General features: G+C 71.3%; 21 protein-coding genes. 6 read left to right on the top strand and 15 right to left on the bottom strand.

The window, feature by feature from the left end; all coding sequences use genetic code 11:
• Positions 1-19: 19 nt before the first annotated feature.
• From Q4C85_RS07265 to Q4C85_RS07255, 3 genes are all read right to left on the bottom strand, one after another.
• A complete protein-coding gene (locus Q4C85_RS07265) occupies positions 20-244 on the bottom strand; it encodes a hypothetical protein (protein WP_303140948.1) in 225 nt (74 codons plus the stop codon).
• A 61-nt stretch (positions 245-305) separates the two neighbouring features.
• Positions 306-1127, bottom strand: coding sequence for a hypothetical protein (locus tag Q4C85_RS07260; protein ID WP_303140947.1), 822 nt, complete (start codon positions 1125-1127; stop codon positions 306-308).
• A gap of 291 nt (positions 1128-1418) precedes the next feature.
• On the bottom strand, positions 1419-2507 hold the full coding sequence (locus Q4C85_RS07255; protein WP_303140945.1) for a GNAT family N-acetyltransferase: 1089 nt from the start codon (positions 2505-2507) through the stop codon (positions 1419-1421).
• A gap of 273 nt (positions 2508-2780) precedes the next feature.
• On the opposite strand from Q4C85_RS07255, the gene Q4C85_RS07250 reads away from it, so the two are divergent.
• From Q4C85_RS07250 to Q4C85_RS07240, 3 genes are all read left to right on the top strand, one after another.
• A complete protein-coding gene (locus tag Q4C85_RS07250) occupies positions 2781-3491 on the top strand; it encodes a hypothetical protein (RefSeq protein ID WP_303140944.1) in 711 nt (236 codons plus the stop codon).
• A gap of 82 nt (positions 3492-3573) precedes the next feature.
• Positions 3574-4308, top strand: a complete 735-nt coding sequence (locus tag Q4C85_RS07245; protein WP_303140942.1) for a hypothetical protein — start codon at positions 3574-3576, stop codon at positions 4306-4308.
• Positions 4309-4609: 301 nt separating this feature from the next.
• Positions 4610-5467 (top strand): CPBP family intramembrane glutamic endopeptidase, encoded by an 858-nt coding sequence (locus Q4C85_RS07240; protein ID WP_303140940.1) that lies wholly within the window; start codon positions 4610-4612, stop codon positions 5465-5467.
• Between the two features lie 154 nt (positions 5468-5621).
• Here Q4C85_RS07240 and Q4C85_RS07235 read toward each other — a convergent pair whose 3' ends face one another.
• Positions 5622-6191, bottom strand: a complete 570-nt coding sequence (locus tag Q4C85_RS07235) for a hypothetical protein (protein ID WP_303140938.1) — start codon at positions 6189-6191, stop codon at positions 5622-5624.
• Positions 6192-6350: 159 nt separating this feature from the next.
• Here Q4C85_RS07235 and Q4C85_RS07230 point away from each other — a divergent pair, with 159 nt between their 5' ends.
• The 3 genes from Q4C85_RS07230 to Q4C85_RS07220 all read left to right on the top strand — a co-directional run bounded on the left by Q4C85_RS07230 (position 6351) and on the right by Q4C85_RS07220 (position 9168).
• On the top strand, positions 6351-7244 hold the full coding sequence (locus Q4C85_RS07230; RefSeq protein ID WP_303140937.1) for a DNA-processing protein DprA: 894 nt from the start codon (positions 6351-6353) through the stop codon (positions 7242-7244).
• Positions 7241-7981, top strand: coding sequence for a hypothetical protein (locus Q4C85_RS07225; RefSeq protein ID WP_303140935.1), 741 nt, complete (start codon positions 7241-7243; stop codon positions 7979-7981). The genes Q4C85_RS07230 and Q4C85_RS07225 overlap by 4 nt, the downstream gene beginning before the upstream one ends.
• 233 nt (positions 7982-8214) lie before the next feature.
• Positions 8215-9168, top strand: coding sequence for a hypothetical protein (locus tag Q4C85_RS07220; protein WP_303140934.1), 954 nt, complete (start codon positions 8215-8217; stop codon positions 9166-9168).
• A 6-nt stretch (positions 9169-9174) separates the two neighbouring features.
• Here the strand turns inward: Q4C85_RS07220 and Q4C85_RS07215 are convergent, their stop codons facing one another.
• The 11 genes from Q4C85_RS07215 to Q4C85_RS07165 form a co-directional block, all read right to left on the bottom strand.
• Positions 9175-9759, bottom strand: a complete 585-nt coding sequence (locus Q4C85_RS07215) for a hypothetical protein (protein WP_303140932.1) — start codon at positions 9757-9759, stop codon at positions 9175-9177.
• Entirely contained in the window at positions 9756-12239 is a 2484-nt protein-coding gene (locus Q4C85_RS07210) for a peptidoglycan DD-metalloendopeptidase family protein (protein ID WP_303140930.1), read from the bottom strand. Before Q4C85_RS07210 ends, Q4C85_RS07215 begins: the two co-directional genes overlap by 4 nt.
• Positions 12240-12266: 27 nt before the next feature.
• Positions 12267-14777, bottom strand: a complete 2511-nt coding sequence (locus tag Q4C85_RS07205) for a hypothetical protein (protein WP_303140928.1) — start codon at positions 14775-14777, stop codon at positions 12267-12269.
• Complete coding sequence (locus tag Q4C85_RS07200; protein ID WP_303140926.1) at positions 14774-15775, bottom strand: hypothetical protein; 1002 nt, start codon at positions 15773-15775, stop codon at positions 14774-14776. The genes Q4C85_RS07205 and Q4C85_RS07200 overlap by 4 nt, the downstream gene beginning before the upstream one ends.
• Positions 15776-15782: 7 nt before the next feature.
• Positions 15783-16019, bottom strand: coding sequence for a hypothetical protein (locus Q4C85_RS07195; protein ID WP_303140925.1), 237 nt, complete (start codon positions 16017-16019; stop codon positions 15783-15785).
• On the bottom strand, positions 16019-16606 hold the full coding sequence (locus Q4C85_RS07190) for a hypothetical protein (protein ID WP_303140924.1): 588 nt from the start codon (positions 16604-16606) through the stop codon (positions 16019-16021). The genes Q4C85_RS07195 and Q4C85_RS07190 overlap by 1 nt, the downstream gene beginning before the upstream one ends.
• Positions 16607-16647: 41 nt before the next feature.
• The gene (locus Q4C85_RS07185) at positions 16648-17406 is read right to left on the bottom strand and encodes a metal-dependent hydrolase (RefSeq protein ID WP_303140923.1); all 759 of its coding nucleotides are present in this window, start codon (positions 17404-17406) and stop codon (positions 16648-16650) included.
• Positions 17403-17861 (bottom strand): hypothetical protein, encoded by a 459-nt coding sequence (locus Q4C85_RS07180; RefSeq protein ID WP_303140922.1) that lies wholly within the window; start codon positions 17859-17861, stop codon positions 17403-17405. Before Q4C85_RS07180 ends, Q4C85_RS07185 begins: the two co-directional genes overlap by 4 nt.
• 27 nt (positions 17862-17888) lie before the next feature.
• Positions 17889-19025: a hypothetical protein gene (locus Q4C85_RS07175; RefSeq protein WP_303140920.1), complete on the bottom strand. Its 1137-nt coding sequence runs from the start codon at positions 19023-19025 to the stop codon at positions 17889-17891.
• Positions 19026-19053: 28 nt separating this feature from the next.
• Positions 19054-19833, bottom strand: coding sequence for a hypothetical protein (locus tag Q4C85_RS07170; protein ID WP_303140919.1), 780 nt, complete (start codon positions 19831-19833; stop codon positions 19054-19056).
• A gap of 115 nt (positions 19834-19948) precedes the next feature.
• Positions 19949-22951, bottom strand: a complete 3003-nt coding sequence (locus Q4C85_RS07165) for an FtsK/SpoIIIE domain-containing protein (protein WP_303140917.1) — start codon at positions 22949-22951, stop codon at positions 19949-19951.
• Between the last annotated feature and the right edge of the window lie 171 nt (positions 22952-23122).

Raw genomic sequence — 23122 nt, 5'->3', positions numbered from 1 at the left:
TCCTGTCCGAGTCGGTCGTTCAGCCGCGGGTACCGCACTCGACGCAGTACCTGTTGTAACGGCGCTCCCCGCACACGCCGCATGTGTCGACGGTGCGGATGAGGGTCGCCTCGTGGAGACGCTTGAGCGTGGCCTCCGCCTGCTCATCGCTCATCGCTGCGGGTGCGACGCCTTTGCAGCACTCGACAAACGTGCTGTACGGGACCTGCTCTGAGAGCTCGTAGATCATGTCGACGGTGTCCACCGTGAATCCTTCCGGATCGTTGGATGTGCTGTCACCCCAGTAGTGGACGGAGTCCCCCGGGTCAGCCGTCGAGGTCGAGGCAGGTCTGGCCGTCGATCTGGCCGCGGCCGGTGGCCCGGGCCCAGGCCGCCATGTCCACCCGCCCCTGCCGGTCACGCGGCAGCCCCTCCAGGGCACTCGGGTCCAGGTCCTGAGCGATCACCTGGGTGAAGGAGTCCCAGGCCGGCCCGGCCCCGGCTACACGCTCCACCACGCCGCCCTCCAGGTGGAGAACCGCCCCGCCGACGGTCGCTGACCCCGCCCTACCCTGGCGGGTCTGGAGCTCGACCGACCTGGCACCCAGAGCGTCGGCCGCGGACAGCACGCCGTCGACCAGGCGCTCACTGGCTCTCCGGTGCTCCACCTGTGCCTGAGCCAGCGCCCGGCAGGCCTGCCGGGAGTCCGGACCGTCCGCGTCAACCACGTAGGGCTGTCCCCTCAGGCTGATCCGCCACATGATCTCCTCAACGGCCGTAGGGCTCGCCCGCACCGTCCACTGCTCGTCGTCCAGGACCTCGCCACTGGCAGGGTCCCACACCTCGTCGGTCACGAGTCGATCCCCCCAGCTGACCAGGCTGACCTTCGGCTGGCCTGGGAGACCCGAGACCCGGTCGCGCACCAGGGCCTCGGCGTGTGCGACATGCGCGTTGATGACCGCGTCCAGGGCTCTGCCCACCTTCTCGCGCAAGACCTCCAGGGCCTGGGCGTCAGCGGGAGCAGCAACGTGGTGGGAACGGATCTCCGAGACCGTGTCGAGCGCTGCCGCAGGTTGGGAGGCACTGGCCTTCGTCCAGCGCCCGTCCGCTCCTCTGGGGTGGAGAGTCTCGTTAAAGTGATGTGGCATGATCCCTCCCTGCGCAGTGGTAGTCATGTCGCCACCGGTGGTGGTCGGACGCACCCGGCCGACCGGACCTGTGGGGGTGCTGGTGATTCATCGCCGCTCGTCGTGCTCGGCGGCAAGGGCTTTCAGCCAGTCGTCGAGACTCGCACCGCTGGACGCCCGCCAGCCCCAGACCTTCGACGTGTAGCGGCCGTAGACCGGCTCACACCTGACCTGGAGTTCTCCATGCTCCCCGTCACTGCTGGCTGACCAGTCGCACAGCCTGGCACCCATACGCGAGTAGAGTGCGATCCCTCAGCTGGTCTTGCCCACGTGCTCGTGCGCGTCAGCCACCTCGTGCAGCCGCTTACGCAGGCGGGAGACCGCCCGCTCGTCGGCGGTGCAGAGCGCGCGGACGATCGACCCCTCCACGTCCTTGGAATCGATCGCGGTGACGATTCCCGTCTGGTCGTCGACCATGACCGGCCATCCGTCACCGTCCTGGCGGAGGTGCAGGAGCTCGCCTTTAGCGGCCCGTCTGCCCTCCAGCGTCTGGAAGCCGAAGGGCTGGAGCCACTTGACGAGCTCGTTGTCGGAGGCGACCTCGAGGAAGGTGGTGCTGGAGGGTATGGCCCGGATGCGCTGGATGGTGGCTTTCAGGAGGAGCTCCCCGTAGCGCTGGCCGCGGGCGTCGGCTGAGACCTTGAAGGTGCAGATCTTGGTCGTATCCTGCGGGAGCCCGTAGTCGGCGTCGTGCTCCTTAATGACTGCGAGGGCCTGCGGATCGCTGAGGTCTCCGACGATGAAGGTCGTGCGCCCCTCGGGCACGACCTTCTCCCGCCACCAGTCGTGGAACTCCGGGTAGGCGCCGACCAGCGAGGTGAAGAACGACGAGCGGACGTTGACCTGGTCGGCGGGTACCGCACTGACTCGCGGCGGAGGCTCGCTCGGGTGCCGCGCCGGCTCGAGGAACTCAAGGAACTGCCGGGCGTCCAGGACGTGGGTGAGCCCGGCCTGCGCGGCGTGGCCGATCATCTTCTTGTCGTTGGTGATGATCCAGGCAGCGAGCTCCTGGTCGAGCGCGGCCAGGATGCGCAGGTCGCAGTCGTCGTTAGCTCCCAGGTCGTCGCCGTACCCAGCGCGTTGCCGCAGGTCCCCGGGCGGGGCGGGGTCGACCCGGGCGTAGCGTCCGGCCTCACGGAGCCTGGAGCCCATGAGCGTCCCGCCGCGACGCAGTTCGTCAACGGTAGCAGCGGCGATCACCGGCGTGTACCCGAGCTCCCCGAGCGCTCGGAGAACCTCGGCCGCGACCCGCCCGTCAGGGTGGTCCTGCTGGGCGTAGTCCTGCGCGTAGATGAAGATGTTGGTGTCGAGGACGCCTGTCTTCTTCGGATCACGAGCCACGGTCTCAGCCCCTCACTCCGCGCTTGGCCGTCGCTCGGTCTGGCGTGGACCTCGAGCCCGCCCGCCCACGCCGTTGTGCGAGCCGGCGTGTTGAGCCTACCTGCGCGCTGCGTTCCGACAGGCGTGTGCTTCGCGCGATCCGCGGAACGGGGACGAAGAGCAACTCAATCATTGCCGGGTAGACAGTGACGCCGACGCGCGTCCGACCGGCAGCTCGAGCGAGTCGGGTGGGGCACGTACCGAAGGGTGGCGTGTCCGACCACTGCTGGTTACATGAGCCGCTCGACCGGACCCCGTCCCCGGACCGCCACCGCCAGGTGGCCCCTGTACCTCCTGCTGGACACACTAAAGCGTCAGGGCTGGGGTCCGCTGGCTGGCAGCCCATGGAAGGGGCTGCGCGCCGTCCTCCAGGGCCTGGCAGCCCGCCTGCCCTACGGGGCCGCCGAGGGCAGCACCACGATCGAGCAGGTCGCCGCGGCAGCAGGGTACGGACTGCGATGGACGCGCCGGATGCTCACCGAGCTCGAGGACCTGGGGGTCATCACCTGGGTGCGCGGCGGCGTCCGCTACGGCCAGCCAGTGCCCTCATGGTTCCGCATCGACAAGCACATGCTCGCCCAGCTCGTTCAGGCCGCACGCGAGCAGCGCACCGCGGACATGATCGCCTGGGCGGCCCAGACCCGGGCACGCCTGGAGCGCGTGCGCAGCATCCGCATGGTCAAGGGCCGGCGCCGGCCCCGACCCGCACCTCCGGGTGCTCGCGTTGAAAACCGTGGGCGGGAAACCCGCAGGTCAGCCCATGCGGCACTGGCTGCCAGCCCCTCCCCCAGGAGGGGAGACCAGGCGGGTCTCCGCCTCCCTGTGGACAACACTCCCCCCACTACGGCAAGTGTGCCACGGGCCGATCGGTCATCTTGGGTTCTGCCGGAGGGTCTCGCGGGGCCGGCACTAGCCAGAGCCGTTCTGGCATCCCTCGGCCGCTAGCCCCATCACGCGCCTCGTCCCGCCCACTACTGACTACGGACGCCAGCACACGGCACCTCGACCGACGTTAAGGAGCACCCCCATGAACTCGAGCTCTCCGGCGGACTTATCCGCTCGTGCAAAGCGTGACCCTGACTACAAGTGGCCATGCAGATGGCCATCGTTCGAGGAGATTCTCAGCGGCACTAGGGACCGGACGCCGACTGGGAGCGATGTCGTCGCCAGGCGCTGCATCGTCGTCGCCGGCGTGCTCCTCACCGCAGCTCTCATCAGCTACCACGCGTACAACGGGGCCTTCCGTGCCCAAGCCGTGTGTCTCCTTCTCGGTGCGTGGACGGCGTGCACCCTGATGGTGCCCGTCGTGCGCGAGCACGGTGCGGCCGATGCGATCCTCACCGTCGCCGAGTCTGCCGTGGCGGGTTGGCTGCTCGGCGTCTTCTACCGTGACATCGTGGCAATTTCGCCCTGGATCGCCGCCGTCGTCCCGATGGTCGTGCCGCTTCCCCGGATGAGAGTGTCGCACAGTGCACGGAACGCTCTGCTGGGAGGGTTCCTGCTGGTCAGCATGGTGGACGTCGCTCTGATCGGCGCTGGTGCCGTCGGACCGTGGGGTCTGCGCGGCGAGTCGGCGGCTGTTGGCGTAGTCGCGATCATCATTGCGGTCTGCTGCTGGTCAGATCTGCCAGGTGCCGATCTTGCACACGATGTCGACCAGCACCCGCGGACCAACACGTGGGACCTGGCACTCAGGGTTGTGCTCTGCAGGGTATGGATCTTCGTCGAGATCGCTACGCTCCTGGGGCTGCTATGGGGCTGACGGCTGCCTGCTCGGCAGCACGGTGGGCATGGCGCCGGCGGAGAGCCTCGTGACCAAGGGTGAGCGCTGGCCGGCGGCAGCCGCGCTAGGCGAGTCCGAGGCTGCGTCAGCGCTCAGCCTATGGCGCCGTCGTTGGGGCGCCGCTGATGCCGAGAGGCGGGCTGAGCCTGGTCGCTTGGCGCCCATGTAGCCTTCCGGTGCGCCGCGCCGTCATGGTTGCGGCACGGGCCCGTCCTCGAGTCTTGGCGCCGTGCCATGGCGGCAGGGCGGTGCTGAACCCCTCAATGGGCAGGAGTACGTCATGGAGGGAATCCCTGAACCGGAGCCGGCGACCAGCGGGACCGCGACACGCGCGTCCCATCACTCGCTGTCTGGGACGCGCCCCATCGGCTGGTGGGCGCTGCCGCCGGTGCTGGGCCTGTTCGCTGCGCTCTGGGGACCGGCAGTCTTCCGTGCCGTCAGGCTGCGGCTCGGGTTGTCTCCCGGGCAGCCTCCCCCGGCGCAGAGTGCCTCGGACCTGGAGGTTGTCGTCACGGCAGCGGCGGTGCTGGTGCTGGCAGCCGCGTACAGGTGGCTGCGCGGGCCCTTCTCGGTCACGCTGACCTCCTGGCACCGGACCGCAGTCAGCACCGGATGGCAGGCGTGCGCCTACATGCTGTTCACGAACCTGGGTTTCGTCACCGGAGCTCTTCTTGCTGAGACAGGCTGGCTCACGCGCCTGCCGGTTGTCGGTGAGGAGATCTCCTTCCCGGTGGTGGAACCCCGCCTGGCGGATCTGCTCGACATGACGCTCGCAGGGCCTCTGGAGGAGCTCGCGCTGGTCGGCATCCCACTGCTGCTGTTCGGCCGCGGACGGGGCCTGATCGCGTTCTGCGCTGTCCTCGTGGCCCTGCGTGTCTCGTTCCACGTCTACTACGGGATCTCCACCACCGTGGGCCTGATCCTCTGGGCTGGCGTGGCGCTGTGGATGTACCTCTCGACCGGCAGGATCCTGCCCCTGGTCCTCGGGCACTCGGTGAATAACCTGCTGAGCTTCTTGGTCCTCGACGCCCTGCCGGGTTCGGCGTTCTCGACCACCTTCAAGGTCGTGAAGGCTGTGCTGCTTGGTGTTGGTGCCGTCTGCACGCTGTGGGCACTGCGCCGGCGGAGGTCATGCTAGCGGCGGACGACTGGGCCTCGGTGAGGTGTTGATGGCTCGAGCCTCGGGGTAGGACGCTCAGCCTCGCCGAGGCGCTGGCCTGAGCTGACGCGGGCACGTGGTACGGCCTCGAGGCCCGGGCGCCGCCTGGGGTCCCCGTCACGCCGTCCAGGACCTACCTGGACTTCTCGGGGCGTCCCACGGCGAGTGGCAGCACCAGGGGAGAGTCCTCTCCGTCCAGGTCGAGGATGAGATCGGCTGGGAGGGGACGCCCCCACGCCTCGACCACGGTCGCCTGTGCTGACTCGCGTGGACCGATCTGGAGACCATCCTCGACGCCGTCGAGGCGCACAAACTCGCCGCGGTTGATCACCTTCTTGATCGACACTGGGGCGTCTGAGTTGTTGCGCAGCACGAACTTGGTATGGCCGGTCCATTGGAGCGTCAGGCGCTCGGGTGTCATGGTCTCAGCGATCCTGCTGGCCGCTCGCGCGGCTTCCTCCGACGCTGTCGCCTGCCTCGCCATCTCCTCGGCCTGCCGGACCATCTGTGCGGTCTGCGACCCGGCCTCCTCGGCAAGGCGCTCTACGGCCTGAAGGGTTCTGGCCGCCTCGTCTCGTGCGACCTGGGCCTGTGCCCGGGCCCGCTTCGAGACCCGGGCGTACAGCCAGCTGAACACCGCACACCCCGCTGCGATCATCGCCAGGACCAGGTCAGCGAGCGCGATCCACTGTGAAGTCTGCATGGGGAACCTTTCAGGTGCCGGTGGGGCGCGGCACAACGAGGACTGTCAGCGTCGCGCCCAACCCTCTCACGAGCGTGGCTGCTCGTCACGTCTCCCGCTGTGGCGCGCGCCGTGGTCCCCGGCGTGGACGGCTTGCCTCTCACCGCTACCATGGCTCCCATGGAGGACATGGAGACTCTGGCGGCCGTGCTGGCGGTCACGCGTGTCAAGAAGCGTGGCCTGTCCCAGCCCGACCGGGTCCAGGAGCTGCTTGCCACTGGCAGCCCCAGTGAGGTGCTGGCCTCCATCACTGACCAGACGCTGTTCGGCGACCCCGTGCTGGACCAGGCACGCCGCGACGTCGAGCAGTGGGCCACCAGCGGCATCAGCATGGTCAGCGTCCTGTCCGACCGGTACCCGGCCCGGTTGCGTGACGTGCGCGAGGCCCCGGCGATCATCTACTACGAGGGAGACCTGCGCCCCCACGACCAGGGCGTGTGCGTCGTGGGCTCGCGCGACGCCGACGCCCCTGCCCTGCGTGTCGCCAACCACGTCGCGGCCGCGCTGGTCGCGGGGGGCCTGACCGTCGTGTCGGGGCTAGCGGCCGGCATTGACGCCGCGGCCCACGCTGCCGCCCTGGACGCCGGCGGGCGGACAGTGGCCGTGATGGGCACGGGCCTGGACCGCACCTACCCGCGCGACCACGCCCGGCTGCGCCAGGACATCATTGACCGGGGCGGCCTGGTGATGACGCAGTTCGAGCCCGGGGCGACCGTGACGCGCGCGAGCTTCCCGATGCGCAACGCCGTCATGAGCGGCTACGGGATCACGACCTTCGTGGTCGCGGCCTCCGAGCACTCGGGCACGCGTACCCAGACCGCCAACGCGGTCAAGCACGGCCGCGGCGTGATCCTGGCCCGCCGGGTCGCTGAGTCGACGTCCTGGGGGCAGGAGCTCGCCCACGCGGGCCAGGCCCAGGTCGCCGACCGCGCCAGAGACGTCCTGGACCACGTGCGGGACCTCCAGGCCAAGCGCCAGCGCGCCGAGCTGCTGCTGCGCGAGGTCACAGCGTGAGTACGCTCCCTGCCTACTACCACGCGTCGGTGGTGCCCAGCTCGCTGCGCAACAGGGTGTGCAGGCTGTGCAGGGCCGCGATCGACCCCCAGTACGAGCTCTGCTTCCAGTGCAACAGCGTGCCCGACTCGGCTCGGCCCGATGTCCTGGGGTTCGGCTGCTACGCCATCAAAGGCAGGCAGCTGGGCACCGACATGCACCGCTACAAGGCCCCGCAGCGGTCTGTGCAGGCCGTCGAAGGTGTCCTCACTGTCCTGGGGCACGCAGTGTCGCACCGTGGCTGTGCCGGGGCTCTAGCGGGCAGCGAGATCGACGCTGTCGCCGTGGTTCCCAGCCGCTCACACCACCGTGCTGGCTCGCCCAGCGCGCTCGAGCGGCTGTGTGAGATCGCGCTGGAGCAGTCGGGGCTGCCCTTTGTCGAGGTGTCTCCCAGCCCAGGGTCGAAGTCGGACCGGAAGGTCAGGGCCGACGCCTTCATCGTCCACGACCAGGACGTGCCCCACGCCCTGGTCGTGGACGACACCTGGGTCAGCGGAGGCAGCGTCCTGTCCACCGTGTGGTCGCTGCGTGACGCGGGGGTTGCCCGCGTATCGGCTCTGGTCGTGGCACGTTGGCTGGATCCCTCCTACCCGGCGACGGGCGGCCTCGTCGCTGAGGTTGACCGGATCCCCGGCTGGAAGGACCCACTCCGGGCCTGCCCGTTCACCCTCGACGGCGTGTGCCCGAGGACTGTGTGACCGGGGAGCCTCCAAGCGTCGACGGGTAGCGGAGAACGCGCACCTGCCACGGTCGTCCTCAGGCGCTTCATCTGGGCGGCCGTGAGCGCGAGGCTCCCACGGCGCGGGCCGGAGGCTCATGCACGCGTGGATGACGCGGCGCGGCCACGCGGAGAGGGCCGCCGTGCGTCGCGAGACTGGCCGGCCGCCCTCCCTGGGGGTTCACTGGGTGGGTTTCCCGCACAGAGGGGGGCATGAGCAGGTATGAGGAGAACCAGCACCCCCGAGGCGCCGACGGCAAGTGGGTGGCCAAGCCCGCTGGAGCACCCCCCGCAGCGTCCCTGGGCGACACGCGGCCCCGGACCGTAGACGCCAAGGCGATGTACAAGATCGTCCGGACATACGCCAACCGGCTGGCGCGCCGCCACGGCATCACCGACCGCGACCATGTTGACACGGTGGTGTCCCAGGTCTGCCTCGAGGTGATCAGCCGGCACGGGACGGACAGCATCCCCTCGACCCCACTGTTCACCGTGGTGTCCCGGCACATGGCCCGCTCCCTGGGGCACGTCAACCTCGGCCCCACCGACAGGGCGGCGATGCGCTCCCTGTCCGAGGCGGTCTCGCTGCGCGCCGAGCAGCTCGGACGAGAGCTGACCGAGCGCGAGACCCAGGAGTTGGCCGACGAGATCCGCAGCAGCTGGCACGACGCGAAACACCGGCCGAGCCGGAACTTCCTCCAGCGTGCGCGCATGGCACGCATGGGCTCCATCATCGATGACGAGGGGCACGAGGTTGATGGGATCAGCCCCTGGGGGGACAGTGGCACTGTGACCGACCCGGACACGCCGGCGGGCCGGGTGGAGGCCGCACTGAACGCAGGACGGCCCTGGGCCGCCCGCGCGGAGGCGTGGGACGTCATGGCCCAGAGCTCCGGCGCCCCCACCGTGGCCCGGGACGCTCGCTCGTCTGGCACCGCCGCTGCCTGCCGACGCATCATGAGCGACTATCCCGGTGGTGTGGCGGGCGCCGTCGACGCCTGGCAGCGGGCGGAGCAGGACGAGGGGACGGTCGCACTGTTCGCCCCGTTCGGCCCCGGCCTGGACGAGGATGGCGCTGACGCCGTGTGCGCCGTGCTCTCCGCCCACCCGGACGTCGCCGACGACCTGTGGGACGCGGCGCTCAGCGCGTCCACGCGCCCACACTGACCCGTGTCATGACCCGCTGCCGGTGGTCACGTCCGCGACCCGCCATGCGCCTGACTCGTTGACGACAGTGACCTCCCACGCGGTGACCGCGGCGTCGCCCGGCCCAGCGTCGCCAAGGGCCACGGGTGGGGCCGTCTGGGCGGGAGGCGCCTGCCAGGACAGCGCGTACACCATGAGCACCAGGCCCGCGTCGTCAACGTAGACGGCCTGCTCCTGGCCCTCCAGGACCTGAGCGTGCATCGTTGTCCCGTCCCGCGCCAGCAGCGAGGCCCGCGCGTCGGCGCGTGCGGACAGCTCAGCGGGCACCGCCTGGGTGGCACCGCCCGTCAGCGCCCCCGCGAGGTCGGCCTGGTCGTCGCCGCAGGCCAGCGCCTGGACGACTGTGCGGGCGGCCTCCACCGCCTGTGGCGCAACCGGTGCGGGACTGGACGGCGAGGGCGCCGCTGAGGCGCCCTCGGACGGGACGGTGAAAGCGCCACCGGGCTCGGGCGTCTGCCCTGTGTCCGGCAGGGTGCTGGCGCATCCCGCCACCAGTGACAGCACCGCCAGGGGAACCAGCAGCAGGACAGGGGCGGGTTCTGGGCGTGTCACTGGATCCTCACCATGTAGTAGTCGCCGTACAGGGGCACCTCGGCGATACCCGTCGCATAGGACTGGGCGCCGACGATCCCGCCGTCGCCGTTGTAGAGCGCCACGTGGTAGGCGGGGCTGCCCCAGCACACCAGGTCCCCCGCCTGTGCGGACGCCGCGTCGATGACCTGCCCGGCGGCGCACTGCCGGGCCGCCGAGTGCTCCAGGCTGACCCCCACTGACGCGTAGGCGGCCTGGACCAGCCCCGAGCAGTCGTAGCCGGTTGGGCCCTCACCACCCCACACGTAGGGGCCGCCGACCTTGGAGCGCGCGAACTCCAGGACCCCGCTCACCGGGCCCCCAGCGGGCTCGGTGACCTGGCCGGTGGTCAGGTCCACGCCATGGGCCGTGAAGGTCTCGACCGGGTCAGGGCACGCGTCGGCCATCGCCGGGTCGAACGCGCACCACAGCACGTCGGAGCCCAGCAAGTCGGTCCGGGAGGCCTCGATGTGCAGGTGCGCGCCGGCGGAGACCCCCGTGTTGCCGACCTGCGCCAGCTGCTGGCCGCGCTCGACCGTGTCGCCGGCCCGGACCGTCGCGGATCCCGCCACCACATGCAGGTAGCGCAGCCGCCACCCGTCCGGGCTGTCAACGATCACCGCGCACAGCCCGCCGTTGCCGGTGTCGCAGGCCGCGTAGCGCACCGTCCCGCTGGTTGCGGACAGGACGGGTGTTCCCTGGGGGGCTGCGATGTCAGTGCCCCAGTGCGGGCGGGCGTAGCCGAGCACCGGGTGGGTCCGGGCCAGGTCCCAGGAAGAGCTGACTGGGTGGTACTCCGGCAGCGGGTACCCCCAACCCTGTTGGGAGGCCACATCCGGACCCGTGCATGCTGCCCCGGCCGTCGTGGACAGCAGGCTCGTGGCCGCCTGCTCCCAGTGGGCGTACCGCTCGGGGAACGCCGAGGCCTGCACGGCCTGCGCCTGCTCCCCATAGGTGCCAGCACCACCGGCAGCCTGGTAGGCGTCCAGCGCGTCGTAGAAGAGCCCGGCAGACGCGCCGGCGTCCATGAGGGTCGCGACGTCGCCGCCACCCCACCCTTGGGAGGGCCGCTGCTGGAACAGGCCCACGCTGTCGTGGTCGGCGCCTACAGCGTCGTGGGTGATGCCCAGGGACTGAGGCACCGTGGAGTTGGCGTACATCAGGAGGCGCGACTCCGCCAGTGCCACCATCAGGGCGATGGTCACGTTCGCGTCCGGCTCGCCGCGGGCGCGCCCCGCGGTGATGATGGCCTGCGCGTAGCCTGCCTGGCTGGCGCCGATCGTGACGGTCTCCCCGGTCGCAGAAGTCACCTGGGTTGCGGGAGCCCCTCCGCTGTCGTCAGTGCACGTGTCAGACGCCGTCGGGGTACCCAGGAACCACGACAGGGCCTGGGAGTAGACCTGGTCGGCCTGCTGGCGGCTCAGCGTACTGTCCCCGGCAGTGTCGGTGGTGCACCCGGCACCCCACCCGGAGTCGCAGACCCTGGCGCGCACGTGCGTTGAGGCCGTCGGGTCCTGTCCGTCAAGCACGGCGTCGATGGTGGTCCACCCGGCCTCGGGCGTCCACGTGCGTCCTGCGGCCTCGACCGAGGCAAGGCCGATGCCCTGGTAGCTGGTGACCAGGGTGGTCGCCAGTGGGAGCGGGTCGTCGGTGGCAACCGTCACGAGCTGGGCGGCCCCGCCGTCGTCGGTGATGGCCTCGACGGTGACCGCCGTCTCCGGCAGCGCGTACACGCTGGTCGCGACCTGCGTGATCTGCTCCGCCCCGTCACCTTCCAGGGCCTGTGCCGCCGGGGCGTCGACGGCGGCCGACACGGTGCCCGTGCGGGGTGCTGGCAGGCCCTGCACGGCCATCATGGCCGTCACCCAGGCCTCCCGCACCTGCCGGGCCTCCTGCGCCCCTGAGGCGTCGGACACGACCCCTGAGGGGCAGGGGTCGCCGGCGACCACGAGCTGGTCTCCCTGGCACATGACGGTCCCGGTTGACAGGTCCCATCCGGCGGGAGCCGGCACGTCAGTCTTGGCCTCGGCCAGCGCCTGGGCGACCGTGCGGGCGTTGTCAACAGTCTGGCTGTCGGTGTCCGCCCGCCACGGCCCAGACGACTGTGCCACCAGCGCGAGCAGCACCACGGTGGGGACTCCCTGGTCCTCGGCGACCTGGGAGATCTCACCAGCGTCACCCTCCAGGCCCGACTCCTTGGCGGCGCCGGCGAACCCCGAGGTGCCGGACCCGTTGACGGCGACGTCCTGGACGTGGCCGATGCCCAGGCGCGTGGGCTCACCACCGGACCCCAGGAGGAGCCCCACCAGGCAGACGCACAAGGCAACGACCGTGGCAATGGTCTGTCCGCGCCCTTTGAGGGCTGCGCGCGCACCACCGACCAGAGCGCCCTTGGTTCCACCCTTGACGGCCCCCTGGGCGACCGCGTGCGCGACATCAGTCAGGTTCGCTTTGTCTGCCACACCCTTGGCACATGCGGACCCGCGGCCTCACCTGTCCTGGCGTGTCCGCCGGCGACGCTCGCGCAGCACCGCGGCATTCGTGGTCGCGAGCCTCCGGAAGCCCTCGGGCAGCACGACCTCGCACGGCACCACCCGGTCGTCGAAGTCGATGACGTAGGCGACCGACCCGCGCAGGACCTCCCCGGTCTGCGGGTCCCGCTGGTGCCACATGGACTCCGGGTTGGGGACCGCACCCATCCCTGACCCACGTGTCGCTTTGGCCGTCAGGGCAGCGACACGCTCGGGGGTGGCGAGCTTGGGGTCGAACAACTCCAGGGCGCCCCGCGCCTCGTCTGCGTCCTTGAACGGCAGGACCGCGCCACGCACGAAGTACCCGGCCAGGCCCTGGCCCGTGGCCTCGGACACTTTCTGGTTGAACAGGCCGATGTCGACGCTGAACTCGCGGGCCAGGCGCCCCGCCTTGTCAAGCTCGTCGGCGCCAGCGAGCAGGAACACCCAAGCCTCGTCGAGCAGGATCGACCCTCCACGCTCCTGAAGGGCGAACACGCAGGACGTCACCAGGGTGCGCACAAGCGTCAACGCCACCCGCTGGGAGATGTTCGCCGCCCCCTGCTCGACGGTCAGCTGGTTGGGCAGGTCGAGGTTCATCGCCCCCACCTGGACGTGGGTCCAGCCGCGGAAGTCACTGAGGGACGTCCCGGAGTCGTCCATGGCGACGAACGCCCGGAACTGCGGCGAGGAACGTGCCAGCTTCAGGACCGGGGCCACCACCACATCATCAACGACACCAGCGCGGGCCGCGGCGGACAGTGCGCTGCCGGTGGAGGTAGCGCCCCGCTCTGCCGCCCAGTGCAGGGCCGCCATGAGGTCGACCTCGACGGCGCCGCGGGCCTCGAGCGTCCCCCATGGGTTGACCGCCAGGAGGTTCGACGCAGACTGGGCGACCGCGGACTCCAGGTTCTGGTTGTAGCGCAGCGGGTCCAGGGCGCCGTCAGAGCTGAGCAACTCGGACAGGTCCACCAGGCGCGCGTTGTCCGTGGCCTCCACGATGGGGCGTGCGTCAGCCATCGGCTTCGGTGCGATCGTGACGACGTCGCGTCCGGCGCGCGCAAGCTGCTCGGCGTGCCGCAGCAGCAGCTGGGTCTTGCCCGAGCCGGATGCCCCAGCGACAAGCCACATTGTCGCCGAGTCTGCGTCGGACGCCCGCGTGGGCTCGAAGCCAACGGGCTGGTGGTCGTCGGCGGTGAACCCCCAGATCGAGGGGGCCGCGGGGCCGTCGCCAACGACCGCGACGTCGGCCATGCCCGCCGCGGCGACCATCTGCAGGGGCCAGTCCTTCAGGTGCGGGTTCTCCCGCGCCCACGAGCAGATGCTCATCTCATCGCGCAGGAAGTCCTGGCGTCCTATGCGGGGCACCAGGACCACGCCGAGGTCCCGGCCGAGTGTCGTGGGGTCCACCCACTGGCCGTCCATCGCGACCGAGACGCGCCCGTGAGTCAGCGTCGGGGGCACCGCCTGAGAACCGCGGCCATGGTCCGCCCCATAGGCGCGCTCGGCTGCCGCGAGGTTCGCTGCCGCCTCGTCGGCCTCCGCCTTGTCCATGCGCCCTAGCTGTTGTGCCTTGGCGATGTCACCCTCGTACTGCCTGCGGTGGCGGCGCATCTCACGGCGTGTGATGTCCGCGGGCTCGATTGAGCCGCGGATGGACACCGCGGTCGCCCCACCGTGCAGGAGACGCGACGCCCAGGCGGCCACGTCGTCGGTCGAGTCGATCTCCCACCCGGAGTCCACCTCGTCGACGCACGCCAGGGTCAGCACCCGGTGCCCCTCGAGGGCACTCCCCCAGTCCATGCAGTCCACGCCGCGCCGCATGGCCCTGGACGCGGCCTGGGCAGCACTGAACGCGCTGAACACGTGCAAGTGGTCACCGTGCGGCAAGTCAATAGTCTCCGGCCAGCGGCCGTCGTTCCACCAGCCCTGTGCCGCGGCGACCGTCGCCGCCGACGGCACCTCCAGGCCGTGGCGCCGCATGATGGTGTCGATGCGCTCGTAGTCGGCAAGGTAGTCGGAGATGGTCGCCCCGCCCTCAATGAGGGTGGCGGCGACGTCGCGGATCGCGGTGCGCAGCGTGGAGCGGCGCACTGAGGCCCGTAGCGGCACCCCGAGCAGCACGGTGTGCTGGGGCACGGACACGCCAGCGAACTCGTCGCGCAACCGTGCCGCGTTGGGGTTGGCAGCGTCGGGCTCGAACGTTCCGCGGTGGCGGAACGCAAACAGGTGGATCGACCTGTAGCCCGAGCGCTGGAGCGTCCGCCTGCGGATACGGCCTCCCGTGAGGCTCGCGAGGTCTCGCCCGACACCCATCAGGGGGGCGGCGCACTCGCTGTCCCTCCAGGCTGCGACCCGGGCGTGACTGACCGGGGCGAGCGGCAGCTGCCGGTAGAGCCACACGTCCGCGCCGGTGGACACCAGGAGCCCCGGGTCGTCCACGCTGGGGGCGCTGCGGACGAAGGTCGGTGACGGGACGACCCTAGTCATGGTGTTGCCTCCCCGCTCGGGGCCGGTACCGGGACCTGCGGCGTCTGGGTTGACTGGGGCGTGCTGGGCCTCCCGGCGGTCACCGCGTTGCCCCATGCCTCGAGGGTCGGGCCCGTCCCGGGAGGCCCCCAGGCGACGACACGCGCTCCGCCGGTGCCGGCACCCGTGACGAGCAGGTCGTAGGAGACCTCGACCGCCTGCTCGGAGCCGGTGCGGGTGATAGACAGCCGGACAGCCACCCAAAGGGTCTGGGTGTCCGGGGTTGCCTCGGGCTCCGTGGCTCGTGCGGCTGCTCGGTCGACCGCCACCTGCACCTCTGAGACTCCCGACAGCGGCACGTACTGGTGGCTCACGTCGGGGTCGGCAACCACCGTGGTCAGGGCGTCGCTGTCACCGGACGTGAAGGCCTGCGCCCAGGCGTTGATGGCGCGGGTCGTCGCGTCGTCGACCGTCACCGGCACGGCGCCGGCCCAGTCGGTGGTGCTCCACCCCTGACTCGACGGTGGGACGAGGTCCAGGGACGGCGTCCCGACGACCTCAGCGCCGGCGGTCGGGGAATAGTTGACCTGCACGGCGACCTGGTAGACCGCCTCCTCGGTGGAGGCCAGCACGTAGGCCGTCCACACCTCCCACCCCAGTGGCGTGGCGCCACGGGCGGGGACCTGCTCGGCCCGGTCCCATCCCAGGACAGTCGCGCCGGGGAGCGGCTGCGGGTCGGCCGCGAGCCACGACGTGACCTCCTCCAGCGCAGTGGCCCGCACCTGGCTGGGAACCTCTGCCTGGGTGTGCGTGGATGTCGGCTCCTGGCCCCCGCTGAGCGTCTGGGAGACGACGAGGATCAGGGCCAGGGCCAGGACGGGCCACGTGAGCACGCTGCCGGTGACGAACCAGCGCATGCGCCGGGCCGCGCGCGAGCGCGCCCCCGTGTCGAGCCCGTTGTCGGTGGGTACCTGAGACGGGGCGCTCCACCAGTCCTGCTTCTTGCGTCGCCAAGCCATGTCAGTGTCAGTCCTTGAGGTCGTCCAGCACCGACCCCGCACGGTCGGGCTCGGTCAGGTCGGTGATCCACGCGACCACCTGGGGGTCGTCGGATGCCAGTGCCGCCTCCTGGCACGCGGCGCACCAGGTGCGGCCGGGCTGGGCGGCTTCACGGCACTCGGCCCAGCAGAGGAGGCAGGCGGTCGTGTGGTGGATGGGGGTGTGGTGTCCGGGGCGGAGCCGGAACAGGGTGCAGCGGCTCATCAGCCGTCCACCAGCACCTGGAGGGCCTCGAGCAGGCCGCGACGGCTGGTCGCAGCCTCGGCGAGCTCGCGGGCAGCATCCACTGGGTTGCCGCCCGGCCGCCCATGCAGGGCCCCGACGGCGGCTGCGAGGTTCCAGGCGTGTGCCGCCCGGGCGACACCGTTCTTGCCGACCGCCAGGGCGAGTGCCGCCATCGGTGGCTCGTCGGCGTCGGCGACGGCGAGCAGGTCGCGCAACGCCGCTACGGCGTTGGCCTGCATCTTGGGCCGCGGGGCGGCGGCAAGTGCGGCGGTCAGGTCGTTGATGTCCTTGGGCACACCCAGGGCGCTCGCCAGCGCCTCCAGCACCTCGTCGCTGGACGCAGCCAAGGCGTCGCGCGTGGCGAGGACCGCCCTGACCTGGGAGCGGCTCGGTCCCGCATGACGCTGACCGGTGCGCCTGGCGGGCACACTGGGGGTGCGCGCCTGCGCGTCAGCGTCCGTGGTCTCGTTCAGGCCCGGCGCCCCGCTGGCCTCGTCGGGCGCGTTGACGATGTCCTGGGGCTCGGCCGGACCGTGGCTGGGGGCGGCTCCGTAGTAGTCGCTCATGATGTCTCCGTGTCTCCTTGTTCGGGGGGGTGCTTGCGTGCTCACATGCGGACCGCGGCGAGCAGCAGGTCGGCGCCGCACCAAGCGGCATAGGCGGCCGCGGCGCCGGCGAGGGCCTGCTCGCGGTTCGACCCGGTGGGTCCCAGGAGGGGCACGCACAGCCTGGGGCCGCGTACGACAGGCCACAGCAGGTTCTCCACGCCCTGCGTTGTCAGGGCGTCTCCGATGCGGTGGACCCACATGCCGACGGCGACGGATGCCGGCGCGAACCACCATGAGGTCGCCGGGAGCGCAGCACCCATGAGGGTCCCGGAGGCGGCAGCGGCCCACAGCAGCAGCCGCTGGTGCGGGCCCACCCCGCCGGCTCTGGCGCCGATTGCGGCGCACAGCCCCAATAGCAGGCCGTTGCCTGGTCGCACGGGGATGTCCGTACCGACGACCCAGACCGACACGGCGGCGGCCAGGCCCGCCCCTACGGCGATACCCACGCCACTGTGAGTCACCTTGCGGTGCCCGGCGGCCGCCAGGCGCCCTGAGACCCAGCCCGTCAGGGGTGGGATGCTCGTGGACGCCAGGCTCGACGGCGTGTCGAGGTCTGGTAGCAGCGCCGTGCACGCGAGCGCCAGGCACATCAGTGCCGTGTAGGGGGCGGACATGGAGCCCAGGCCCAGCCCCAGGTGCGTGCTACCGGCCGGCACCTGTATGGGCCCCAGGTCGAGCGGGCCGTGCGCTACCTGGGCGTCCCAGAACAGGGCCATCCCTGCGGCCACGCCGGTGATGGCGTGGGTTCTTCCCATCATTGGGCGGCCTCGGCGACGGTCAGCGATGTCGCGCCGTCGGCGACGGCCTGGAATGACCCGGAGCCCGTGACGGTCAGGGTCACGGACTGGCCGTCGTTCCGGGCCGTGGCGTCCGTCAGGACGCCGTCCGTGGTGGCGGTCAGGTCGACCGGTTGGCCCTCAGGCCCGGTCGCCGTGAACTCGAGCGTGCACGCGCTCGCGCACGCCCAGGTCAGGGTCGAGGTGCCGCCCGACGCAGGTGCCGCCTCCTGGGCGGGCGAGGCCGCGGCCGTGACGGGCCGGGTGGTGGCCTCTACCGTCTCGGGGCTGGCGGCGCCACCGTGATCTGCGCGGTTGAGCACCACGCTCGTACCGATGGCCAGCACGAGGGTGACGGCGAGTGCCAGGGCTGCTAGCGGGGCGCGACGTACGGCCAGGGCGCGGCGGGTCCTGACCAACGGATTGGTGTTGCTCAAGGGGTTCTCCTTTGCGGTTGGTGGTTGTCAGGTGCGGTTGTGGTCGGATGCGGCCCACGCCTGGACGAGGAAACGACGCACGTCCTCGGCGTCCGAGCCCAGGTCGCCGCGCCCCGCGCGGGCTAGCTGGGCGGCCAGTGGACCGAAGGCGCGCGCGCGTTTGGCGGCCGCCCTGCGCATGGCCGCGGCCGCGGCGCCGGTGATGCCCGCCTGGTTCTCGGGGACCGGGTCGGTCGTCAGGTCCCAGAACGCTTCGCACACGTCCATCACCAGGGAGGGGCGCGCCGCGGGCACGAGCGTGCGTACCGCACGGGCCACGCGGCGCCGTACCCGCTCCCCGGGGCGTGGCCGCAGCGTCACACTGGCCTGGGCGTGCAGGCCCAGGACGGCGTCGGGGAGTGTCACCATGTACTCGCGCTGCGGCGCCGTCGTGTCGTCCCACAGGGCCAGTGCGGTGTCCGGCACCCCTTCGAACACGTGCCTCCAGGGTGTGCCGTCGAGCAGGGACCTCATGGCCTCCAGGGAGCGGCGGGCCAGCCGAGGATCGTCCGCGAGGTCCTGGCGCAGTTGGTTGGCGTCGACCGGGTCGGTGGGGGCTAGGAGCACCGGCAGGTCGTAGATGTCCGCGACCTGCCCGGCTGCGGCCTGGAGGCGGCGCGCGCCGCGTCGGTGACGCATGGCCTCGACGACTGTGTCGAGATGCGCGTCAGGCATATCACGCGCCGTAGCGATCGCCTCGGGCCGGGACTCCGGGGCATCAGCGACCTCAGGGGCCTGCTCGGCGAGGGTCAGGTCCTCGAGGCTGACAGTCTCCTGGAGGGGCGGGACGACCTGCCTGACCACCAGAGCCCGCGAGCCCCACCCGTACTGGGTCAGCCAGCCGCACAGTGAGGCCCCTGAGGCGAGGCGTTGCCGGTCGGGACCCTCACGGATCCTGCGCACCAGGAGCCAGGCGAACGCTGCCTCCAGGTCGTCGACGTCGACGTCATGGCGGCGCCGCATGCTCCCCTGCGACAGGTAGCGCAGTGCTAGCCGGCGGGGAACGTTCGAGGCGGCCATGAGGGTCAGCAGGGTCTCGATGAGCTCATCGTCGGTGAGTTTGGTGTCAGCGGCAGCGCTCGAGGCGTCAGCGTCGATGCGCTCCCTCAGGGATTGGGGGTCCACGCTGTGTCAGTGGTCGGAGTGTGCTACATCACGCTCCTTCGAGGCCGCTGGAGTCCACCAGGACGTTTGCTAGGAAGCGAATGTGCTCCGTGCCCTCATCGCGCAGGCGCTCGAGGTGCTCCAGGCCCTTGGACACGAGGTCGCCGCGGTCAGGGGTGGCGGCGAGCTCGGACCACCAGGCGGGGCAGTGGGGGACCCCGTCGACGACCTGGAGGCACTGGGCGGCCGTCGCCGCGGCGCGCACCACGTCCGGCTCCCCGTCCCGCAGGGCCTGGGTGATCTCGATGGCGCCCAGAGCGTCCGACGCCGCCCGCAGGGAGGGCACCAACTCCTGGGCCGTTGCGATCGTCCACGCCTCATCGGCCTCCAGAGGAGCCTCAAGGCCGTCCAGGACCGGGTCCGCCGCACCGGAGACCCAGTCGCGGACCCGCCGGGCGTCCGCACCTGCCGCGTCCAGGACGTCCACCCACAGGCCGCTGGGCCGGTCGTACCAGCCTGCGGCCAACGCTTCTAGGAGCAGGCGGCACACCCAGGTGTCCAGGCCCTCGAGGCTGGTCGTCCCGTCGTCGGCGACCAGCTCGTAGCGGGCGAGGAGCCGCTCTGGCAGCCACAGGAACGGGTGGCCGGCGACAGCGTCGTCGACCGGGGACAGTCGGGCGCGCCCGGTATCGAGCAGCGGGATGGCAAGGTTTGCCCACAGGGGCGCCACGACGGCCCCCGGGGCCAGCCCGGTGGCCTGGGTCAGGTGGTGGTGCCGCTCACCCGCATCCAGGACCGACGCTGCTGCGCCGTCCCATAGTGCAGGCATGAACAGCCCGCACCCGGGTGCGGGGTCGAGGCTGATGAGGTGACGCACTGGAGCCCCTGTTCGGTTCCGCCCCTCCGGTCGAGGGGCTCTCGACCGGGCACATGCGGACCGCGCCTCACCGGTCCCCCACGGACCCACCTCCCAGGTCGAGGCCGCTGAGCCCCAGGTCGGCCAGCTCCAGTGGCTCTAGCGTCTCCCCCGCGGCCTGGCCGGTGTACTGTGCTGGGATCTCGCTGTAAGCCCTCCCTGGGGTCGGGGCGGTGGCCTGCTCGACCCGTAGGTCCTCGCGCTCGGTGACCCCGTGCTCACCCAGCTCTTGGGCGAGCAGGTGGGTGGGGGTGTGCCAGGCCTGGACCTCGGTGGCGGCGGCGCTGAGAGGCTCCCACAGGCCCCGTCCGGTTGTCGCGTGCATCAGGGTCGGTGCCTCGTCGGGTTTCCGCAGGCCCGAGGCGAGGTCCCCGTAGGACGCCATGCCGAGCAGCAGGCGCCCGGTGTTGGTCTTCAGGTCGTTGCCCGGGATCGCCCGGATCGTGTCTGCCCGCAGCGCCTGGGCGCCGAGCAGGATGTGCACGCCAGCGCTGCGCGCCTCCCTACCGATCTTGCCCACCAGGGTGGCGATCGTGGCCCGGAGGTCGTTGACACGCTCGGTCTCGGCACGCTCAGCGAGCACCTCAGGGTCTGTGGTCCGGGCGCGCGCGATCTTCTCGGGCAGGAGCAGGGACGTGAACTCGTCGATCACGACGAGCATGTGGTGGGGCCGCATCTCCTCCGGCAGGTCGTCGACCGACGGCGCCCCGTGCTGGGCGTTGAGGTCCTTACGGCGCGCGATCTCCGCGTAGACGCACTTCAGGACGGCCGCGGCGTCGTCCACCGTGCCAGCGACTCCCCTCAGGAACGGCGCCAGTGGGGTGAAGTCTGCTCCTCCCTTGACCGGGTCGGCCACGACCACGTCCCAACCTGCCAGGAGCACACCGGCGACGGCGTTGACGAGGGCGACGGTCTTGCCCGTGCCCGTCGGCCCTAACACGAGGCAGTGGGGCGTGTCCGCCATGTTCCATGTCACGGGCGTCCCATCGATCCCCACACCCCAGGCGACGCGCAGCCCACCGGCGTTACCGTGGCGCGCGGCCAGGGCTGCCGCCGCACGCAGGTCGTAGGCGGCGGCGTCGGGGATCGGGTTGCGCTCGGCCGCGAGCAGCCGCACATGAGAAGGGTCGGCGCCAGGGACCAAGCGCAGGAACGCCAGGCCCGCGGCGGCCGCGACCTTCTCGCGCCGGCCCACCACGTCGGCGGCACTCAGCCCGGCGGGGAGGGTGAAGTCGTAGACGCTGACGTCCGGGTTGCCGGCCAGGGTGTCCAGTGACTCCAGCACCGGGGTCAGCCCCGAGGCCGTGAGGACCTTGGCATCCACGAACACCTGCTCGAAGTCCAGCTCGGCCAGCAGGCGACGCCACCTGGGAGCGACCCGGGCAGACGCCGGCCGGGCCCCCAGATAGATCTCCACGAGGTCGCCGCTGGGCCGCACCCGCAGCCACTCGGCACGCATGAGGGACCCCAACCGGTCAGCGCGCCGACGCAGGTCCGCGATCGACACGCCGCCGTACAGGCGCAGCCTCGCCCGCCAGATCCACGGCCGGGCGTCGCTCACGCACACGGCGTCCACCAGCTCGGGCGCCCCCTTGGCGCCGAAGACGGCACGGAACGCCTCGTCGACGAGACCCGCGAGCACCAGTGCCGCCCCGTCGCGCGCATCGAACGCACTGCTGCTGCCCCACCCGACGGTAGGCGGCAGGTCAGCAGGGCAGGCTGGTACCGGGCTGGTCGACCACACGACACTGAAGAACTTGTCGGACCTCGTACCCGGGGCGCTGTCGCCCTCCGTGGGCGGCATGCCCAGAACCGCCAGGAACGGTGCGGACGGCATCGTGGTTCGCAGCCGCTGCGCAAGCGGCAGGTACGCGGCAGCGACGTCCATGCCCTGCCGGGACGCGAAGGGAAGACGGTGCACCTCAACCCCGGCGACCTCCTGCGTGTCCAGGAACCGCACCTGCGGTGCCGGCGGGAGCTGGGTGGGACGCAAGACCTCCCGGAAGTGCGCCTCCCACTCAGCGCCGACCTCCAGGTCAGCCACGTGGCCCGCCAGGTCGGGGTCGACCCACCGGGCGCCGTCCCTGGGTCCGACCAGCAGCGTGCCCCCATCAGCAAGCACGGGGCCGACCGCCTCCAGTGCCATCGCAGCCGCCGCTACGTCCACCTCACCCAGGTGGAGGCGCCAGACCCTGGGGCCAGGTGCCGTGGTCAGCGGCTCCACCCGCTCCACCACCATCGACGACTTGCCGGTCACCTCAGCGAGCACACGGCTGCACGCGATCTCCACGGTGCGCGCGTCCTGAACAGCACCGACGTCGACGCGAGCGCCCCGCTCGACGCTGCACACCACGAACCTCGACGGGTCCACGCCTCCTCCGCCGGCCCGAGCGGGAAGGACGTGCACGTCACTTCCCGCACCGGCCAGGGAGGCGACCGCATCCCGCAGAGCCAGGTACTCCGCAGGACGTCGTCCTGGCGGGCACTCGAAGGTCTCGACCAGAAACGGCCCCACCTGCTCAACACCGGCCAGGAACGGTGCCGGCTCCTGCCTGGGCAGCGCCGCCCACCGCGCCCGCCACACCGCACGCCGCCCCTTGCGCAGGGCGAACGACGCCCACGACATGCGCCGGCACACAGCCCACACACCCGTCGCCGCGCCGAGTGCGAGACAACCGGCGCACCACAGCAGTGGAGCCGCCGACACCTCGCGCGTCCACACCCCCAGCACGGCCCCGATGGCAGCGACCACCGCCACGGTCCCGAGCCTGGCCCGGTCGCAGCGCCCGAGAGCCACCAGGGGTGTGCCTGGTCCCGGCTCGTCGGCACTCGCAACCACCCGCCACCAGCGCTCCAGCCCCACGACCAGCAGCAGGCCCGCCACCGCCTGACAGGCCGGCCCCCACAAAGTCAACCACCCCAGGCCCGGCCGGACCGGCACCCCCACCACACAGGCGCACGCACCAACGGCAGCCAGCAGGCTCGTCTGCACCGGCCACAACCCCCGGGGCACCGCGACCCAGCGCAACATGCGGGCACGTCGATGCCTCTCGACCGCTGCCCTCTCACGGGCACCCGCAGGCAACGGTAGGCGACTCGTCCCACCCGTCAGCACCGGGGGCCGGTGCGACACCCCCGCGGCCGTGAGAGCCACCAGCGTCACCGGCAGGCCCGGCAGCCCCCACACCGGTTGAGCCACCAG

It is taken from the genome of Actinomyces sp., assembly GCF_030524025.1.
Lineage (GTDB): Bacteria > Actinomycetota > Actinomycetes > Actinomycetales > Actinomycetaceae > Actinomyces.
Note: the sequence above shows the minus strand (reverse complement) of the source record. Positions and strands in the feature narration are given on the sequence as shown.

Bases quoted from the DNA above. Each gene is read 5' to 3' on its own strand.
- Q4C85_RS07260 (WP_303140947.1), bottom strand. From the start codon at position 1,127: ATGCCACATCACTTTAACGAGACTCTCCACCCCAGAGGAGCGGACGGG.
- Q4C85_RS07250 (WP_303140944.1), top strand. From the start codon at position 2,781: ATGAGCCGCTCGACCGGACCCCGTCCCCGGACCGCCACCGCCAGGTGG.
- Q4C85_RS07245 (WP_303140942.1), top strand. From the start codon at position 3,574: ATGAACTCGAGCTCTCCGGCGGACTTATCCGCTCGTGCAAAGCGTGAC.
- Q4C85_RS07240 (WP_303140940.1), top strand. From the start codon at position 4,610: ATGGAGGGAATCCCTGAACCGGAGCCGGCGACCAGCGGGACCGCGACA.
- Q4C85_RS07235 (WP_303140938.1), bottom strand. From the start codon at position 6,191: ATGCAGACTTCACAGTGGATCGCGCTCGCTGACCTGGTCCTGGCGATG.
- Q4C85_RS07230 (WP_303140937.1), top strand. From the start codon at position 6,351: ATGGAGGACATGGAGACTCTGGCGGCCGTGCTGGCGGTCACGCGTGTC.
- Q4C85_RS07220 (WP_303140934.1), top strand. From the start codon at position 8,215: ATGAGCAGGTATGAGGAGAACCAGCACCCCCGAGGCGCCGACGGCAAG.
- Q4C85_RS07205 (WP_303140928.1), bottom strand. From the start codon at position 14,777: ATGACTAGGGTCGTCCCGTCACCGACCTTCGTCCGCAGCGCCCCCAGC.
- Q4C85_RS07200 (WP_303140926.1), bottom strand. From the start codon at position 15,775: ATGGCTTGGCGACGCAAGAAGCAGGACTGGTGGAGCGCCCCGTCTCAG.
- Q4C85_RS07195 (WP_303140925.1), bottom strand. From the start codon at position 16,019: ATGAGCCGCTGCACCCTGTTCCGGCTCCGCCCCGGACACCACACCCCC.
- Q4C85_RS07190 (WP_303140924.1), bottom strand. From the start codon at position 16,606: ATGAGCGACTACTACGGAGCCGCCCCCAGCCACGGTCCGGCCGAGCCC.
- Q4C85_RS07185 (WP_303140923.1), bottom strand. From the start codon at position 17,406: ATGATGGGAAGAACCCACGCCATCACCGGCGTGGCCGCAGGGATGGCC.
- Q4C85_RS07170 (WP_303140919.1), bottom strand. From the start codon at position 19,833: ATGCCTGCACTATGGGACGGCGCAGCAGCGTCGGTCCTGGATGCGGGT.
- Q4C85_RS07165 (WP_303140917.1), bottom strand. From the start codon at position 22,951: ATGTTGCGCTGGGTCGCGGTGCCCCGGGGGTTGTGGCCGGTGCAGACG.